Origin of the sequence: Psychrobacter sp. Ps1 (assembly GCF_022129425.1) — a bacterium.
In the GTDB taxonomy this organism is placed as follows: domain Bacteria; phylum Pseudomonadota; class Gammaproteobacteria; order Pseudomonadales; family Moraxellaceae; genus Psychrobacter.
Window position 1 is genome coordinate 22173 of sequence record NZ_JADQAN010000003.1, and the last position, 17082, is coordinate 39254.

The 17082-nt window shown below is 43.7% G+C and carries 16 protein-coding genes; 6 read left to right on the top strand and 10 right to left on the bottom strand.

All coding sequences use genetic code 11. The features are described 5' to 3' along the window. Positions 1-170: 170 nt before the first annotated feature. From yajC to I3249_RS01865, 6 genes are all read left to right on the top strand, one after another. Positions 171-500 carry a preprotein translocase subunit YajC gene (gene yajC, locus I3249_RS01840; RefSeq protein WP_057759529.1) on the top strand — a complete coding sequence of 110 codons (330 nt, stop codon included), beginning with the start codon at positions 171-173 and terminating at the stop codon, positions 498-500. A 392-nt stretch (positions 501-892) separates the two neighbouring features. Further along, positions 893-2770, top strand: coding sequence for a protein translocase subunit SecD (gene secD / locus I3249_RS01845; protein ID WP_101205370.1), 1878 nt, complete (start codon positions 893-895; stop codon positions 2768-2770). 9 nt (positions 2771-2779) lie between these two features. Continuing rightward, positions 2780-4042 carry a protein translocase subunit SecF gene (secF, locus tag I3249_RS01850; RefSeq protein ID WP_238068274.1) on the top strand — a complete coding sequence of 421 codons (1263 nt, stop codon included), beginning with the start codon at positions 2780-2782 and terminating at the stop codon, positions 4040-4042. 231 nt (positions 4043-4273) lie between these two features. Beyond that, positions 4274-5680 (top strand): MATE family efflux transporter, encoded by a 1407-nt coding sequence (locus tag I3249_RS01855; RefSeq protein ID WP_238068276.1) that lies wholly within the window; start codon positions 4274-4276, stop codon positions 5678-5680. A 125-nt stretch (positions 5681-5805) separates the two neighbouring features. Continuing rightward, positions 5806-6537 (top strand): AzlC family ABC transporter permease, encoded by a 732-nt coding sequence (locus tag I3249_RS01860; RefSeq protein ID WP_114700993.1) that lies wholly within the window; start codon positions 5806-5808, stop codon positions 6535-6537. After that, complete coding sequence (locus I3249_RS01865) at positions 6527-6886, top strand: AzlD domain-containing protein (protein WP_114700992.1); 360 nt, start codon at positions 6527-6529, stop codon at positions 6884-6886. Before I3249_RS01860 ends, I3249_RS01865 begins: the two co-directional genes overlap by 11 nt. Positions 6887-7003: 117 nt before the next feature. On the opposite strand, the gene purF is transcribed toward I3249_RS01865, so the two are convergent. From purF to zapE, 10 genes are all read right to left on the bottom strand, one after another. After that, positions 7004-8539, bottom strand: coding sequence for an amidophosphoribosyltransferase (purF, locus tag I3249_RS01870; RefSeq protein ID WP_101205374.1), 1536 nt, complete (start codon positions 8537-8539; stop codon positions 7004-7006). Between the two features lie 236 nt (positions 8540-8775). Then, complete coding sequence (locus tag I3249_RS01875; RefSeq protein ID WP_102090972.1) at positions 8776-9273, bottom strand: CvpA family protein; 498 nt, start codon at positions 9271-9273, stop codon at positions 8776-8778. Positions 9274-9303: 30 nt separating this feature from the next. Then, positions 9304-10338 carry a quinone-dependent dihydroorotate dehydrogenase gene (locus tag I3249_RS01880; RefSeq protein WP_238068278.1) on the bottom strand — a complete coding sequence of 345 codons (1035 nt, stop codon included), beginning with the start codon at positions 10336-10338 and terminating at the stop codon, positions 9304-9306. Positions 10339-10552: 214 nt separating this feature from the next. Next, positions 10553-10954, bottom strand: coding sequence for a hypothetical protein (locus tag I3249_RS01885; RefSeq protein WP_238068280.1), 402 nt, complete (start codon positions 10952-10954; stop codon positions 10553-10555). A 201-nt stretch (positions 10955-11155) separates the two neighbouring features. Then, a complete protein-coding gene (gene gspM, locus I3249_RS01890; RefSeq protein WP_238068282.1) occupies positions 11156-11725 on the bottom strand; it encodes a type II secretion system protein GspM in 570 nt (189 codons plus the stop codon). A gap of 32 nt (positions 11726-11757) precedes the next feature. Further along, positions 11758-13029, bottom strand: coding sequence for a type II secretion system protein GspL (gene gspL / locus I3249_RS01895; protein WP_238068283.1), 1272 nt, complete (start codon positions 13027-13029; stop codon positions 11758-11760). Between the two features lie 190 nt (positions 13030-13219). Continuing rightward, positions 13220-13678 carry a histidine phosphatase family protein gene (locus tag I3249_RS01900; protein ID WP_238068284.1) on the bottom strand — a complete coding sequence of 153 codons (459 nt, stop codon included), beginning with the start codon at positions 13676-13678 and terminating at the stop codon, positions 13220-13222. A 57-nt stretch (positions 13679-13735) separates the two neighbouring features. Further along, positions 13736-15028 carry an NAD(P)H-dependent glycerol-3-phosphate dehydrogenase gene (locus tag I3249_RS01905; protein WP_238068285.1) on the bottom strand — a complete coding sequence of 431 codons (1293 nt, stop codon included), beginning with the start codon at positions 15026-15028 and terminating at the stop codon, positions 13736-13738. Between the two features lie 126 nt (positions 15029-15154). Next, positions 15155-15814: a nitroreductase family protein gene (locus tag I3249_RS01910; protein ID WP_269137192.1), complete on the bottom strand. Its 660-nt coding sequence runs from the start codon at positions 15812-15814 to the stop codon at positions 15155-15157. Between the two features lie 121 nt (positions 15815-15935). Continuing rightward, positions 15936-17036: a cell division protein ZapE gene (gene zapE, locus I3249_RS01915; protein WP_238068286.1), complete on the bottom strand. Its 1101-nt coding sequence runs from the start codon at positions 17034-17036 to the stop codon at positions 15936-15938. Positions 17037-17082 lie beyond the last annotated feature (46 nt).

Genomic DNA, 17082 nt, shown 5'->3' on the forward strand with positions numbered 1-17082 from the left:
ATATAGATTATCTAAATATAGTAAAAACATTGTTGTCCTATCCGTTGGCTGATAGTATGCCTTACGCTAAGAAAAACACGCTCAGCCTATGATTAACAGTTACCAAGTCTGGGATTTTTTGTTACTATGCGTCTAATTTTATTATTGTCTATGACTTACTGAGAGATATTATGAGCTTATTTATTCAAGCTGCCCATGCTGCACCAGAGACTGCAGGTGCTGCAGGTCTATTCGGTCAGATTTTACTGCCTGTTGCGTTTTTTGCGATTTTTTACTTCTTGGTCATTCGCCCGCAGTCTAAGCGTACCAAAGAACACCGTGCCATGGTTAATGCATTAACCGTTGGTAGTGAAATCATTTTCGCTGGTGGTTTAATGGGTCGTATCAAAGCAATCGAAGGCGATTATGCCGTTGTGAGCCTAAACAACAATACTGACGTGAAAGTACAACGTGCTTCTGTTATTTCAGTATTGCCTGCTGGCACGATCGAAAGCGTCTAATTAGAATGTTCACTATTTTTTATTAGTGAAAATTTATTAGTGAACATTCAATAGTCGTCGCATTAACGAATGTAATGACTAAAAAATGACCGTATATGATTTACGGTCATTTTTCGCTATTAGCGCAGTGAGGTAAAATTGCTATATAAATTAGGCTTACTGTTTAGATGTCCTATCTTTATCCAAGTCAGCCATATGATTTTTGGTGACCAGATAAACAGACATCTGTATTATTTGCTTTACTGTTTTATGCGTTACTATCATCGCGGATGATCGCAATGGTGCATGATGACGGCTGCTGAACATAGCACTCGACCGTTGCTATCGCTAACTTCCCATCTGCTAACTTGTGGCCTACGTCGCCAGTCGTTTATCAACTTAAAGAAGTGATTATGCAATATCCCGCTTGGAAATACTTACTAATTGCCGTCGTGCTACTCGTTGCCGGTCTATATGCTGCCCCCAACCTTTATCCTGACGAACCTGCTGTGCAGATTACGAGCGCAGCCGCAGGAACTCAGCTATCTGAAGGCATCTTAACCGAGTCTCAAAGCTTACTCGAAGAGGCAGGTTTAGATAACCACGATGGTACGTTTGAGGGTAACAGCGCGCTGGTACGCCTCAACAACCCAGTCGATCAGCTAAAAGCGCAAGAAGTGCTACGTCAAAACTTGGGCGAAGACTATGTCGTTGCCCTTAACCTAGCACAGACTACCCCGCAGTGGCTACGTGATATCGGTGCAAGACCGATGAAGCTTGGTCTCGATTTGCGTGGTGGTGTACGCTTTGTACTCGAAGTCGATATGGACAAGGCGCTTGAACAGCGTTTGACCAGTGCCAGTCGTGATATGCGACGTGAGCTACGTGCTGAGCGAGTAGCAATCAAAGGTATCAAGACCGAAGATCGCGGCGTGGTATTGCATTTTGCTGATACTGACACTCGTAACCGTGCCCAAAATGTATTACAAGGCTCAATGAGCAATACGTTTAACTTGCAGTCTTCTATTGATGATCAAGGTCCTGCATTGGTCTTATCGTATAACGATGCGACACTTGACGAAATCAATAGCTACGCGGTCAATCAGAACTTAACGACTCTACGTAATCGTATTGCTGAGCTGGGTGTTACCGAAGCTTTGGTACAGTCGCAAGGTGCTAGCCGTATCGTTGTTGAGCTACCTGGTGTACAAGATACTGCTGAAGCAAAACGTGTACTTGGCCGTACTGCAAACCTTGAGTTCCGTATGGTAGCAGAAGATGCTGACACTTATACTGGCGGTATACCTCCAGCGGGCACAGAGGCATTCCCATTCGAAACACTTGATGGTCCTCCTGTATTGTTAGATCGTCAAGCGATCGTCACCGGTGACAAAGTAACCAACGCGCAAACTGGCTTGGATGAAAGCGGTCTACCTGAAGTAAGTATTACCTTGGACAGTGCTGGCGGTAAGCTCATGCAGAACGCCACACGCACAGCGGTTGGTCAACAGATGGCTGTATTGTTCATTGAAAACAAACAAAGAATCACTTACGAAGAAGATCCAGCGACTGGTGAGACGACTGAAGTACGCACACCTTACGCTGAAACAAAGGTCATCAACCGCGCCAACATTCAAGCGGTATTGGGTTCATCATTCCGTATTACTGGTTTAGATAGTAGTGCTGAAGCAGCTGAGCTTGCGCTATTGCTACGCTCGGGCGCACTTGCTGCACCGATGTATTTCGTAGAAGAGCGCACTATTGGTCCATCACTCGGACAAGAAAACATCGATAAAGGGTTGTTCTCTACGCAAGTCGGCTATCTATTAGTCTTCGCGTTTATGATTATCTTCTATCGCCTGTTCGGTGTGATTGCCAACGTTGCGCTAGCCGTTAACGTTATTATTATCATTGCCATTATGTCAATTTTGGGTTCATCACTTACCCTACCGGGTATCGCAGGTATCGTTTTGACCATCGGTATGGCGGTTGATGCCAACGTACTGATTTTTGAGCGAATACGAGAAGAGATTGCCAATGGTGTGCGGCCAAAATCAGCCATCGTGGCAGGTTTTGATCGCGCATTTAGCAGTATTTTTGATGCCAACATTACAACCTTATTGGTCGCGTTTATCCTATTTGCGATTGGTACTGGTCCGATTAAGGGCTTTGCGATTACGCTAGCTATTGGTATTGTCAGCTCGCTATTCACCGCTATTTTGGTGACACGTGCACTGGTACAAATTGCTTACGGTAAGCGTAAATCCATCAAAAGTCTGAGCATCGGTTAGGAGAATATTATGGCGATCGATAATAACAACCCTTTAGAACAGCAGAATAATCCTGATCGAAATGGCTCAAACGGTGACACGACCAATGCAAGTACGCGTCGCCGTAACAAACCGCGTCGTAATGGTAAAGGTAGCAATACTAAAACCAATAACCCTACTACCGCAAAGTCAGGCAAAAGCTCTAGTCGTCGCGGCGGTAAAGGTCAAAATGCTAAAGACAGTCAAGCACTGTCTACCGCTGTTGATTCTGACGTAATATCAGGTGACGCCGCTGATGATGCCGCAGCTGTTGCTGAAGGTGGCATCAAAGCGGTTGGTAACCAGCGTATCATTCCATTTATGAAGATAGAAAAGCCGATGGCACTACTGTCTTTATTTATGGTAATCGGTAGTATCATTGCTATCGCGGTAAATGGTCTGAACTTAGGTCTTGATTTTACTGGTGGTGTCTCAGCAGACGTGCGTTATGAGCAGCCTGTTGAGCAAGTTGCTGTTGTACAAGCGCTGGCAGACAATGGCTTCGATGATGCGGTTGTACAGTATCTAGGTACGCGTGAAGAGCTATTGGTACGTCTACCTCCTCAGTCTGATAACGTCGATGGACTAAGCGCAAACCTGACTCAAGCATTGGCATTACCTAGCAACACCGCTACGATTAGCAACGTTAATATTATCGGTAGCCAAGTTGGTAATGAGGTTTATTTAAACTCAGTCATGGCATTGGTATTGGCACTGGTTTGTATGCTTGGCTATGTTGCCCTACGCTTCCAGTTCAAACTGTCTCTAGGTGCTGTACTGTCACTATTCCATGATGCTGTCGTAACCATCGGTGTATTTGCGTTATTCGGCTTCCCGTTTGATTTGACGGTATTGGCTGCGGTATTGGCATTGATTGGTTATTCATTGAACGATACCATCGTTGTCTATGACCGTATTCGTGAAAACTTCCGCCGTGTTCGCGGAATTACGCCAGAGCAGACGATTGATTTGTCATTGACCGAAACGCTACGCCGTACGATTATGACCATTTCAACTGTTCTATTGGTCGTACTAGCCATGCTCTTCTTGGGCGGTGATGGATTATACTGGTTCTCAGTAGCTCTGTTTATTGGTTTGCTTGCGGGTACTTACTCATCGACTTATATCGCCAGCTCGATTCCGCTACGCATGGGTCTGTCGCGTGATGACTTTATCGTAAAAGTAAAACCAGAGTTTGAAGAAGAAATCGTTACTTTCAACGATCCAAAAATGTTTGAGCAAGACAACGTTTAGTAAGGTATATTAGATGGATTGATACGTTGAACTAGCGTGTTATCACACTCTATATAATTACTGATTGTACAGCTAAAACGTTTAAATAAGAGCACCTGACTCATGAATAATGAGTCTAGGTGCTTTTGTCTTTATAGCTATTTTGTCTCTCATATTAGATGTACTGCCTTACAATTTTATTATTATTTAACGAACACACCTCTTTATCGTTCACGCATAAACGAGTCACCCATGTCAGCTAATTCCGCAACTTCTCACGCGATGCCACCTATTGATACAAGCTATAAACGTATTGTCGCGATTGCATTGCCTGTGCTACTCGCCAATTTGGCTATGCCATTGCAGAGTGTCATTGATACGGCCATTGTAGGCAATATGAATGACACGGCGAAACTTGCTGGGATGGGTCTAGCCATACAACTGCTGTCGCTATTGCTTGTTAGTTTCAACTTTTTGCAGTATGCATCATCTGGGCTTGCTGCGCAGGCATTGGGACAATTAGCTAATAATACTAGCAATGCATCAGCTGTATCAGTGCCCACGCCTTTGCTGTCTATCTTACAACGCGCGTTACTATTGGCCTTTGTTATCGGAGCAATATTACTACTTGCAAAGCCATGGCTGATTGATTTTGGCTTACAAGCACTATCAGCCAATCCTGAGAGTGGCCGCGCGGCGAAGACCTACTTAGACGTACGCTTTTGGGGCGTGATCGCGGAGCTGATGAATTTTGCATTTATTGGTTGGTTTGCAGGGCAAGGTAAGACCCGTTATATGCTGTATCAGCAGGGCTTTATTGCTGTACTTAATATCGTACTGACTCTGTTTTTTGTATTTGTAATGCAGATGGGCTTGGCTGGTGTCGCACTGGGAACGACTATTGCATTTTGGTTTGGAATATTGATGGCACTGTGGTTGAGCCGTCAACACTTAAAAATATCGTGGTCTGTATTATTTAAAGCAGATCGACAGTATTTTACGAAAGAAAAAATGCTTAGGCTATTTTCTTTAAACAAAGATATTTTCGTGCGCACCCTTATTTTAACGCTAAGCTTTGCTTGGATTACTCGACTTTCTGCTCAAAGCGGTGATGTCATACTGGCTGCTAACGCTATTTTATTGCAAGTATTAAGTATATCTGCCTTCGCTTTAGATGGCGTCGCTGTCTCTGCTGAAACGCTAAGTGGACAAGCTGCAGGGCGACGTGACTGGCCACGGTTTCGTATTATTATAAAGCGTACAGGCGTGGTTAGTTATGGTCTTGCTATCATGTTAAGCGCCATCTGGTGGCTTGCGATGCCTACGTATTTGGGATTTATGACCAATATTGAGTCAGTGTTTGCCCTCGCCTATGATTACCATTTATACGCTGTATTATTGCCTCTTGTCGGCGTTGGTGCCTATTGGCTAGATGGGATATTTTTTGGTTTAACGGCTGGTAGCGTGATCCGCAATGCAGCGCTGATACTGGCTGCTATTTTCTTCCCGTTAAGCTGGCTGCTCTATCAACAATGGGATATGACTGGTATTTGGCTTAGCGTGTGGTGTCTATTATTATTGAGACTAGTCATTCTAGGTGGGTTTTTGTACCGTGCCAATCAGACTGGCAGTTATGAAAAACTACAACCTGAAGCTTAGTTAGTTTTATATTATGTTTTTTCTCTCAATTTTTACTTTTTAATTTTGCAGCAATACCGTTTGAATCAATAATTTTTATATCGATAGATTTATAAAAATATCATAAGAAAAATTTAGGATGTCATGTGAATACTCATTCAAATGAATTAAGCCATCAACATGAAAACCGTTACCACTGGGCTGAGGGCTTTAAGAAAAGCTTGCCAGTTGCTATGGGCTATTTGCCTGCCGGTATTGCCTTTGGTGTACTTGCACAGGTAGCAGGTATCCCGATATGGGCAACGATTATGCTCAGTATCGTTCTCTATGCTGGTGCAGCTCAATACGCTTGTCTGCCAATGCTGAGCGCTGGCCTACCGATTGGCAATATCGCCACCAATATTGCCGCGATTAATCTACGCCATGTATTCTATGGTATGCCGTTATTACAGTATTTACCGAAAAACAAGCTGGCAAAGACGTATTGTTTGTTTGCTTTGACCGACGAGACTTTTTCGATCATGACAAGTTTGCCAAATGAGTCGCGACGAGCGCTGATACTTCCTATTAGCTTATTTAATCAAAGTTGGTGGGTACTGGCGAGTACGGTTGGCGTCATGATTGGCAGTACGCTCAGTGATTTAGTGCCAAATTTAGATTTTGCGTTGGTTTGTCTGTTTGCGATTCTCGCTTATGAGCAATTTCAAAGTATCAAACGCTACTTCCCGATTGGTATTGCCGTCCTTGGCTTAATCATTGCTTCGCTATTTACCAGTGACTGGTTGCTACTAGTAGCCATCACTATCTGTATGTTTATGATCTTGGTACGTGGGTTTTGGATAGAGCGTCAAAAGACGGGAGACTCTTATGACCAGTAGTTATCTTATTTTTGCCACGCTTGCCATGGCAGCAGTGACCTTTATCACTCGTGCATTGCCAGCACTGATACCTAGAAAGCTACTCGATACACCTTGGCTACACCGATTAAATGAGAGTTTGCCATTATCAGTGATGGTGCTGCTAATTTTGACTAGCCTGTCCTATCAAGACGTATCGACGACTGTTACTTTGAATGACACCGAGTTGCATCTATTAATGGCTCAAATCGGCGCACTTATTTTGGTATTGTTTATCTATCATATCAGCCGTCAGCTTTTGGTCAGTATGGTTGTCGGTATCGCAGCAATCAATGGTTTATTTTGGTTATTTAGCAGTTTTCTAGGCTAAAACTGTTTCGACCATTTATAAAACGCCAGTACCCTTAGCGATATTTTAAACATAAAAAAGCTAGATTCATTCAGAATCTAGCTTTTTGTTATCTGAAAATAATTGCTTTAACTTAGCTTAAAGCTCTTCTACACCCATCATATCAACTGGGGTATCAGCCACTATTTGTACGCCTTTTTTACCAGTTTTTGCAGTATCATTACGCTGCTCTTGCAGGTGATCAAGATACGCTTCATTGATCTGACCAGTGATATAGCAGCCGTTAAATACCGCACAATCAAAACCTTCCACTCGGCTATGTTTGGTATCTTTTACCGCGTCGATCAAATCATCCAAATCTTGGAAGATCAAACGATCTGCGCCGATGATATCACGTACTTCTTCAACGCTATTTCCCGAAGCAATAAGCTCGCTACGTACGGGCATATCAATGCCGTATACGTTTGGAAATTTCACTGGGGGCGCAGCACTGGCAAAAAACACCTTGTTAGCACCAGCATCTCGTGCCATTTGAATGATTTCATGACAAGTCGTACCACGAACAATAGAATCATCAACCAACAGTACATTTTTGCCTTTGAACTCTAGTGGCACAGCGCTCAGCTTTTGGCGAACGGATTTTTTACGCTGCTGCTGACCTGGCATAATAAACGTACGACCGATGTAACGGTTTTTCATGAACCCTTCACGGTACTTAACGTTCATTTTTAACGCCAGCTCCATCGCTGAAGTACGCGACGTATCCGGAATTGGAATGACCACGTCGATATCATGATCCTCACCCCATTCAGCAAGGATTTTATCTGCCAGTTTTTCACCCATGCGTAGGCGTGATTTATAAACTGAGATATTGTCCATAATCGAATCTGGACGAGCAAAGTACACATATTCAAAGATACAAGGCGTGTATTCTTTTTGCTCGACGCATTGATGCGTATGCAGCTTATGGTTTAAATCGATAAAAATTGCTTCGCCTGGTTTTACATCACGAACGATAGTAAAGCCAGAACCTGTCAATGCCACTGATTCAGAGGCAACCATATACTCAGTGCCGCCATTCGGTGCCATACGTTTACCAAAGATAAGTGGACGGATACCATTTGGATCGCGGAATGCAAGTAAGCCATGACCCGTGATCAGAGCGACCACGCCATAAGCGCCTTCACAGCGTTTATAGACGGCTTTTACTGCTTCAAAAATATCATCAGCCGTTGGATGTGTTTTGCCTAGATTCTGCATCTCATGTGCCAGTACGTTTAACAGTACTTCAGAATCTGAGTCAGTATTAAGGTGGCGACGATCTTCGATGTACAAAGATTTGGCCAAACTCTCAGCATTGGTCAAGTTACCATTATGCGCAAGGGTAATACCATATGGTGAGTTGACATAAAATGGTTGTGCTTCGGCGCTGCTAGAAGTACCAGCTGTCGGGTAACGAACGTGACCGATACCGAACTTACCAACCAGTTTCATCATATGACGATTCATAAATACGTCACGTACCATGCCATTTTCTTTACGTAGATAGAGTCGCCCATCTTGCAAAGTGACAATACCTGCTGCATCTTGCCCGCGATGCTGTAGCATCGTCAAACCGTCATAAAGAATCTGATTGACTGGTTCGTGAGCTGCAACTCCAATGACTCCACACATAATAGCTATATCCTATTTTGACTCATACATTAGTACGACAATAACGGCAAACTTAACGACAGTATGTTGCTACAACCACTCGCCATCGCACGCCGCTAACCTGATGATATTGTAAGAAACTTAACGAGATTTTTCGATAATCTGTTTTTGATTATCAGTGACACGTGCAAACATTTAGAAGTATAAAAAGAAGTAAAATAATAGACAGTTAGATAAAATAATAGGCAATTAAACAATTACGACTGATTGACCTGATCCCAAGCCATGCCTAATACATCTGATACTAGAGCCTTGCCCATCGGTGCATATGGCATTAGCTCAGGCGCTAGTACTGAGGTTTGCCATTGCGGCATCTGTACTAGCAATGGCGCACTGACGCTCAGTACAACCAAGACCATCAATACGTTTTTGGCAGCACCCAGTACGCCGCCTGCCATTTTGTCCAAGACGCCCAAACGTAAGGTTTTGAGCACGCCTGAGAATACGAAAGCCATCAGATGCATAACTGCTAATATGGCAATCACTACCAATAAAAAAGCCATTGCCATCTGTAACACAGGGTTTTGTACGATACCCGTCAATTGGGGCGACACCACTCCTGCCAGCCTAGTAGCAGCGATAAGGGCGATAAACCAACCTACCAAGCCTATTGCTGTTTTAATCAGTCCTACTTGAAAGCCGCGCCATAAGCCAATCAAGACAACGATAGCAATCACAATATCTAAACCACTCATGCTCTACGCCTTATTACCTTATTTAGTGGATTAACTTTCCATGGCATCGTAATAGCCACCGATTGCCTGAATGCAAGACTGCACCAGCCCAGGACCACGATAGATAAGCCCCGTATAGAGCTGTACCATGTCTGCGCCTGCTTCGATTTTTTTGACGGCTTTGGCACCACTATCAATACCGCCTACGCCTATCAAAGCGACTTTACCATCTAACTGATCAGAGAATTGTTGCAAAATCTGGGTACTAATATGACTCACAGGACGACCAGATAAGCCGCCCATTTGGTCGCCATCACGCAAGTCTTCGACACCTATGCGGCTTAGTGTTGTATTAGTAGCAATCAAACCATCAATCTCAAAGTCTATTAATTGCTGCGAGATATAATCAACTTGTAATGGCTCTAAATCTGGAGCAACCTTAAGCACTAATGGGACATAAAAACCATATTCAGTAGCTAACTGACTGTGACGGTTTTTAATCGTATCCATCAGCTGAGTCAGCGCTTCACCACTTTGTAAATCACGTAAGTTTTTGGTATTTGGCGATGAGATGTTGACCGTAATGTATGAGGCATGCGGATACACACGCTCTAAGCAATACACATAATCATCGGCGGCTTGCTCTACCGGCGTATCGGCATTTTTGCCAATATTGATACCGATATTGCCTTTGTATTTACAGCGTTTAACATTCTCGATTAGATAATCAACGCCTTCATTGTTAAAGCCCATACGATTGATAATTGCGTCTGCTTGCTTGATTCTAAACAGTCTTGGCTTGTCGTTGCCTACTTGCGGTCTTGGCGTGACGGTTCCTACTTCTATAAAACCAAATCCTAACTCAGCCAGCGCATCAATATAATCGCCGTTTTTGTCCAAGCCTGCTGCCAGACCGACTGGGTTAGAGAACTGCAAACCCATACAGTCTGTTGGTTGCATTGACTGACCATACGCCAAGCCTAAAACACGCGCTTTATGCGCTTTATCCAATAAAGATAGCGTCATCTCATGGGCGTGTTCGGGATCCATATTAAACAAAAAAGGACGAAGTAAGGCATAAGACATAGTGATGGCAGACCCTGCTTGGAAGAAATAGTGAATAAAAAATGCGAATGAAATCGGGCGCAGCGATTATATCAGCTTAACAGAAATAAGAGCAAAGTTTCAGTCGCTAAATTTCTACATTTAAGCAGTAACCAATACTGATGAGTCTCTGCTACATAACAGTGAATTGTCGTTTTCTAAGTTAAAGACATAGCATAAAGGCACTCTTAAACATCTACGGCACTGGACGCCCATCAGTCAACGCAATCCAACCACGTATAATGCGATATAAATGCCAGATAAAGGTGAAGGTCATAATCAGTAAACCAAGACCAGCCAATAATATTGAGCCAATAGCGATATTGCCACTATCCGCTAGTATGCTAACGCCAAAGCCACCTAGCGCAAAGGTAATCAAAATAATGCCAATGACGAACCAAACAATACTGTACCAAAAGGTCTTGATTTGCCAATCAAAATGCGTGGCTAACCATGACCCATTAGCATCATGGCGCTTAGCATAGTTCATGACAATCGGCACAATCCACAACAGACCTGCAGTAAAGTAGCTGATCACATATAAGAAATAAGTGATATGGTTATAAGTAATTAAAGAACGGCGCTTATCGTTGCTCATACTGTCCCGCATTATGTGAGGTTTTCCTTACTGGTAATATTTTTGTTCAATAGTCATATGGTTAACTATTTAATGGAGCCGGATAAATGGCTTTTCAATGATACCAACGATACAGCAGTATTCTACTGTCTAATATCGAGTGTCGAGTAAAAGCACACAGTGATATAAGCATCTAAAATACTTATCACAAAATGATGCATTTTAAGAAGTGACCGTTGCTTGTACCTGAATAGATTTATTGGTCAGGTCTTGCTGCATAGATAACTGTGTAAATTGCCAGCCTTGCTGTTCAAGCTTACCCAATGCAGTGCTGACGACCGCTTGACTAGGATGCGTAAAGCTCAATTGTACTGCATCGCCAGTCGCAACTACCTGAGCACCTGCTATACCTGAGTTATTGAGCAGCGCGTTAATACGACTAGCAGGAGGCATATCAACCTCTCCAGTAGCGTTATTCCCAGTATTCAATGCACTATTATCAATATTACCTGCTTGAGCACGCAACCAAAAATAATCTGCCACTTGCTCCTGATAGTCGTTTTTACTATCGCTCGCTGCTTGATGAACGCTATAGCCACCATAGCCGCCTATAAACAACAGTAGAAATACGGATAATACAGCTAATGCTAGCTGATCACGGTGAGGTAATGCTTGCCAGCGCGTCGTTAGTACATTTTGATAATTATTCATACGCTCTGACAATACATGAGCCTTAGTACTGGTTGCAGAGACAGCTGTATTACGTTTGGTACGGCGTTGTAATCGTTTCATGTTTTGACCTTTATTACCAATACCTTGATGAGTTACGACGCTGCCGCATTATTTGCCATGGCACTGTTTTCTGCAATATTATTTTCTACCACATTGACGGTGACTTGACCACTAAACTGACCTTGCTCATTACTATTCACTTGTGCAAGTTTGGCATTTAAGCCTTGTGCTACCAGCGTGCTCGTAAATTTATCAAGACTACCGCGATCTGGAGCAATCAAGGTGAAACTGAGCGCTGATGGTTGCATTACCAGTGACTGTGCATGCAATGAGGACTGTTTAATTAATGGTGATATTCGCGACAGTGCCGCCATATGTGATGCAGGCGCTTGGCTATCGCTACGCAGTTTTGGTTGCAGCTGTACTTGCAGTTTGGTGCGCGTACTCAGTGGCTCATCGGCGAACCAAGATTGATACTGTGCCGCAATTGCAGTCTTGGTTGCGGCGGTTGCTTCATTATACTTGTACCACTGCACACCATCGGTTGCCATTTGCAGCACTAACGCTGATAGCGCAACCATCATCGCCACCCGTAGGTATGGTGATAATTGTGAGTCAGTAGATTTCATAAAGAAATTAAGCGCGTGACGCTCAGGACTGTCAATTGGCTTAGGTACTTTATGCAGAGTCGTCAGTAGCAGCTGATGATCAGCGATCAGCGCTTTAGTTTGCGCCACTAAATCTATTGTCGATGATGAATCTCGTGAGTCAACAGATCCGTCAATAGGTGCCTCAATAGATGGCAAGACCATTACTTCACTCAAATGCGGGAAACGCTCAAACATTAGCGGTAAATAGCTGACGGCCATACCCTGACGCAATGATTGGCGCAGCAGCATAGTCTGTGAATCTTGATAGAGGGTCACTTGTTGACCTGCGCCCTCTTCTGGCGGTGGCAACAATAAAAAGTCTGGCAGTAACGCTACTATATTCATACCGGCTAGCTGCGCGCTTTGTTGCCAGGATTCAATGTCGTTTTGTGCCAGTGCGTACAGTTGCGTCGTATCAGTATGGCTCAATTGACGGATGTTTAATTGCTCAATAGGCGTTAATGACGTTTCTTCAAATAAATATTGTTTGCCGCTATTACCCAGCTGTTTAAGCTGAGTAGCATTGAGCGCCGTATCCACTTGCAACGCATGACTTGAGGGAAAATATAGACAAAGCGTCTTTTGGCTACTGGACTTATAGTTACCATAGATTGTTTGCAGCTGTTGCCAACCATCAACCATTTGCCATTGCTGTACATCTTCGTGCCAGACAGCTAGCGGGCTATGCTGCGCTCGTAACCAAACATGTAACACTAAGCGTGTCCTCAATTATTGCTGCTGTTATCAAAATATCGTTAAGGATTGATGCGGTTTTTGAAAGAGCTGGACGATTTTATATGATTGATATAGGGCTGAACTTTGTACCAATACCATTTTAAATCCGTCATATCTAATCAATTCTGCTCTAGCAAAGCGTTCCTAATCAAAATATTAGATATCTAGTCTAGTAAGGCTGGTCAGGAACAAAGCGATCAACTTCCGTTGCCATGCCAGTCATCACAAACTCCATATCAAACACTCTGGCTTCCGCTAGAGAAAATGACTCAGGATAATCGCCTGTCAGCAATCCCGCGATATAGGCGACGATAGACATATGACAAACAACAACCAAACACTCAGCTTCAATATTGGCAATATCTATCAAAGCTTGGCGCGCATCATCCGAGGGCGTGATATTGTCCTGCACAGATGAGGCTACTTGCGGCGCTCGTGACTGAAATGCAGATAAAGTCTGCTGCGCTCTAATATAAGGGCTAACCACAAAACGAACTGGGCTATAGTGAGTGGTCACATACTCTGCCGTCTGCGCTGCTTGCTGCTGACCAAAGTCCGTCAGCTGACGCGCGCTATCTGGACGTGTTTCGTCTTCTGCTTGACCATGACGTACTAATATAATTTTCATAACCTTCCTTGGAGCGCTAAGTTCGACTCTCTTGATACTGCCTTCTAATAACATGTCTTACTTATCAGCATCGCTGTCTTTGCTTTTGGTATGACTGCCAGAGGTTTTCATATGAGCCGTAAGTGCTGCATTGCTATGATCATGCGCCATGACAAACTCAACATCGCTACGGAATCCTGCTTCCATTAGATGTAGCGCAACGCCTAGAGCAGCCTTGTCTTCATAAATGACCGCATAGAGCGCATGAGTAATTGGCATATAGATACCCGCTTTGGTCGCCTTTTCATGTACTTGCTGAATAGTATTTACCCCTTCAGCGGTTTGGCCAAGCTTTTTGACCGCGGCATCAATACTCATACCGCGTCCAAGCATATTACCGATACGATAGTTACGACTTAGCTCTGAGCTACAGGTAGCGTATAAGTCGCCTACCCCTGATAAGCCCAAGAAAGTGAGCGGATTGGCGCCTTCTTCAACACCAAAACGACTCATTTCTGCCAAAGCACGAGTAAGAATCATCGCCTTAGTATTCTCACCTACTTCATAAGCTGCCGCCATACCCATGGCAATTGCGTAGATGTTTTTTAGCGCGCCGCCAAGCTCGACGCCGCGTATATCATCACTAGCAAATACTCTAAAGAAGGCACTATGTAATGCTGCTTGCACGGCATGACGCAATGGCTCTGACTCACTTGCGATAACAGTAGCAGACGGCATGTTTTTCATGATTTCTATAGCGAGGTTCGGCCCTGACATGACGCCAAAATTTACTTCTGGCAGCACTTCTTTGATGATATCACTCATCATCGCAAAGGTGTCTTTTTCCATACCTTTGGTCAACGACACAATGGACTGACCACTGATAAAAGGTGCGATGTTTTTTAGCGTTTCGCGAAAGGCTAAACCTGGCACAGCGATAAAAATAATGTCTTTGTCTTTGACGCTTGCCGCCAAATCATGGCTGTATTTCAATCGATCATCAAACTTATAGCCCGGTAGATACTTTTTATTGGTCTGTGTTTTCGCCATTGCTTTTACGGTACGCTTATTACGTACCCACAGCGTGGTATCACAGCCATTACGTGCGGCTAAATTTGCCATTGCCGTACCAAAGCTACCACCACCCAAAAACGCCAAACGCAGCTTGGTTGGATTGCTATGAATGTCGGCCATATCCTTTGCCACAGCTGATTCAACAGGACTAGGATTTGACTTTTTACGGCCGAGACCTGACTTGGTTGCTCGCTCAAAAATACCTGCAAGCATACCATTATGCTTTTCAGACGACTCTTTGTCCGTTTCATTATTAGCACTGGTGTTGTTTTTATTACTATTGTTAGGGCTTGTCATGTTCTTTTATCCGTGTTGACTGACGTATTATCAATAGAATCTATCGTGCTCAGCTACTGGCCTTGTGATTTTTGAATTACAACTTTGTGAAATTATAATCTTATTAATAAACAGTACTGAGCTACATTACGACTCGAAGCGAACTAACGGTTCGATATCGATAGGTTTGCGTTTGGACTCATCCTTGGGACTTGTGCCAGTATAAACAAAAGCGGTCACATAATCATCTTCGCCTACACCGAAATACGCTTTTACCGCAGGCTCATTACACAGCAGCCCAGTGCGCCAAACCGTACTAAATCCTTGGGCTTTTAATGCCAAAATTAGGTTTTGTACAGCAGCACCCGCACTGAGCATCTGCTCAAAAGGTGGCACTTTTTTGTGTTCTTGCATTTGAGTCACGGCCGTTATGATTAGCGGCGCTCGCAGCGGCATATTTTTAGTTTTAGTGATGGTTTTTTCAGACAACTCTTCGCCATCTTGTAGCGCTTTTGCTTGGGCAGCTTCGAGCAAGGCACGGCCTAACTCGTGGCGCGCCTCACCCTGCGTCACGATGAAGCGCCACGGACGCAATTTTTTATGATCTGGCGCAGTTGCCGCACACTCAATGGCAGATTCAATCTGCGCACGCGTTGGTGCTGGCTCATCTAGATTACCCATACTGCGTCTTGAATTGATCCAACCTATCAGCTCGTCACTGGTAGAGGAGATATCATTCGCCGCTACGTTCTTCACAGACAGTTTTTTATCTTCTACTTCTTGGCTTTCATTATCAGTTGTAGTCATTGTTTTATCCTTATTTATTATTATCTATCACTACTTATTATTAATAATATCATTTTCTTATTTTTTAACAGCTATAGAGCAGTTGAGAGCTACACATAGGCAGTCTCAACTCAGCGATAAACTACGCAACATCTTCGACTCGGTGGTCCATGCGTAGATAGTCCTCCGACTGCATTTCAAGCAGACGTGAACGAGTACGTTCAATCTCAAACGCCAACTTCTCTCCTTGATATAAGTCTAGAATCGGCTGCTCTGCCCGTACCAATAATTTCACACGGCGATCATAAAATTCATCGACAAGATAAATGAAACGGCGCGTTGGATCACGCAAGTCGTCATCTAGCGCTGGCACAGAGTCAACTAAAACAGTGCTAAATCGTTTGGCAAGCTCAATAAAATCAGCGGCTGATCGCGGCGCCATACAGAGATGACGGAAATCACAGAATAAGATATCTTCGGTACAAGCGTTGATTTTTACTTCTCGTCCATTGATAGTAATGGACTCTTTGCTGATTTTCTGATTATTCGACAAGCTCGCAAAACGGTTGGCTAACCAATGATAGTTCGCCTTAGTAAGTGGCGCTTCGTATAACTCAGCTTGCTGCAATACGCGCAGACGATAATCAATTCCCGAATCGATATTCATTACCGTCGTATGACGCTCAACTTCCGCAATGGCAGGCATAAAACGGTCACGATGCAAGCCATCTTTATACAGTCCAGCTGGCTCAATGTTTGAAGTAGCAACTAAAGTAATACCGCGATTGAACAGCATAGTAAACAAATCGCCCAATATCATGGCATCAGAGACGTTAGAAACAAAAAACTCGTCAAAACAGATGATAACCGCTTCTTTATAAATAATATCAGCGACTTTCTCTAACGGATCGCTCTCACCTTGTAGTTTGTTAAGCTCTCTATGGACACGCTGCATAAAATGATGGAAATGCAGACGCATCTTGCGCTCGATGGTCAACGAGTCATAAAACATGTCCATCATCCATGTTTTGCCGCGGCCGACACCGCCCCACATATAAAGACCCGTTGGCGCGACAGGCTTAGATTTTAAAAAGCCAAAGAAACCTTTCTTTTGCGGTGCGCTATTGATGAGCTGATGGTATATCTCATCAAGATAGCTCATGGCCTGAAATTGCTGCTCATCCCGAGTAAACTCATCTGTACTGACAGCTTTCTCGTAACGTTGCAATGGAGATAAACTCATAATACGACTCATCGTTGGATTAAATAAATATCAAAATAGTAGAATA

What these genes read in the sequence shown, in the direction of transcription:
- yajC (WP_057759529.1), top strand. Translation starts at nt 171, where the DNA reads ATGAGCTTATTTATTCAAGCTGCCCATGCTGCACCAGAGACTGCAGGT.
- secD (WP_101205370.1), top strand. Translation starts at nt 893, where the DNA reads ATGCAATATCCCGCTTGGAAATACTTACTAATTGCCGTCGTGCTACTC.
- secF (WP_238068274.1), top strand. Translation starts at nt 2,780, where the DNA reads ATGGCGATCGATAATAACAACCCTTTAGAACAGCAGAATAATCCTGAT.
- I3249_RS01855 (WP_238068276.1), top strand. Translation starts at nt 4,274, where the DNA reads ATGTCAGCTAATTCCGCAACTTCTCACGCGATGCCACCTATTGATACA.
- I3249_RS01865 (WP_114700992.1), top strand. Translation starts at nt 6,527, where the DNA reads ATGACCAGTAGTTATCTTATTTTTGCCACGCTTGCCATGGCAGCAGTG.
- purF (WP_101205374.1), bottom strand. Translation starts at nt 8,539, where the DNA reads ATGTGTGGAGTCATTGGAGTTGCAGCTCACGAACCAGTCAATCAGATT.
- I3249_RS01875 (WP_102090972.1), bottom strand. Translation starts at nt 9,273, where the DNA reads ATGAGTGGTTTAGATATTGTGATTGCTATCGTTGTCTTGATTGGCTTA.
- I3249_RS01880 (WP_238068278.1), bottom strand. Translation starts at nt 10,338, where the DNA reads ATGTCTTATGCCTTACTTCGTCCTTTTTTGTTTAATATGGATCCCGAA.
- I3249_RS01885 (WP_238068280.1), bottom strand. Translation starts at nt 10,954, where the DNA reads ATGAGCAACGATAAGCGCCGTTCTTTAATTACTTATAACCATATCACT.
- gspM (WP_238068282.1), bottom strand. Translation starts at nt 11,725, where the DNA reads ATGAAACGATTACAACGCCGTACCAAACGTAATACAGCTGTCTCTGCA.
- I3249_RS01900 (WP_238068284.1), bottom strand. Translation starts at nt 13,678, where the DNA reads ATGAAAATTATATTAGTACGTCATGGTCAAGCAGAAGACGAAACACGT.
- I3249_RS01905 (WP_238068285.1), bottom strand. Translation starts at nt 15,028, where the DNA reads ATGACAAGCCCTAACAATAGTAATAAAAACAACACCAGTGCTAATAAT.
- I3249_RS01910 (WP_269137192.1), bottom strand. Translation starts at nt 15,814, where the DNA reads ATGACTACAACTGATAATGAAAGCCAAGAAGTAGAAGATAAAAAACTG.
- zapE (WP_238068286.1), bottom strand. Translation starts at nt 17,036, where the DNA reads ATGAGTTTATCTCCATTGCAACGTTACGAGAAAGCTGTCAGTACAGAT.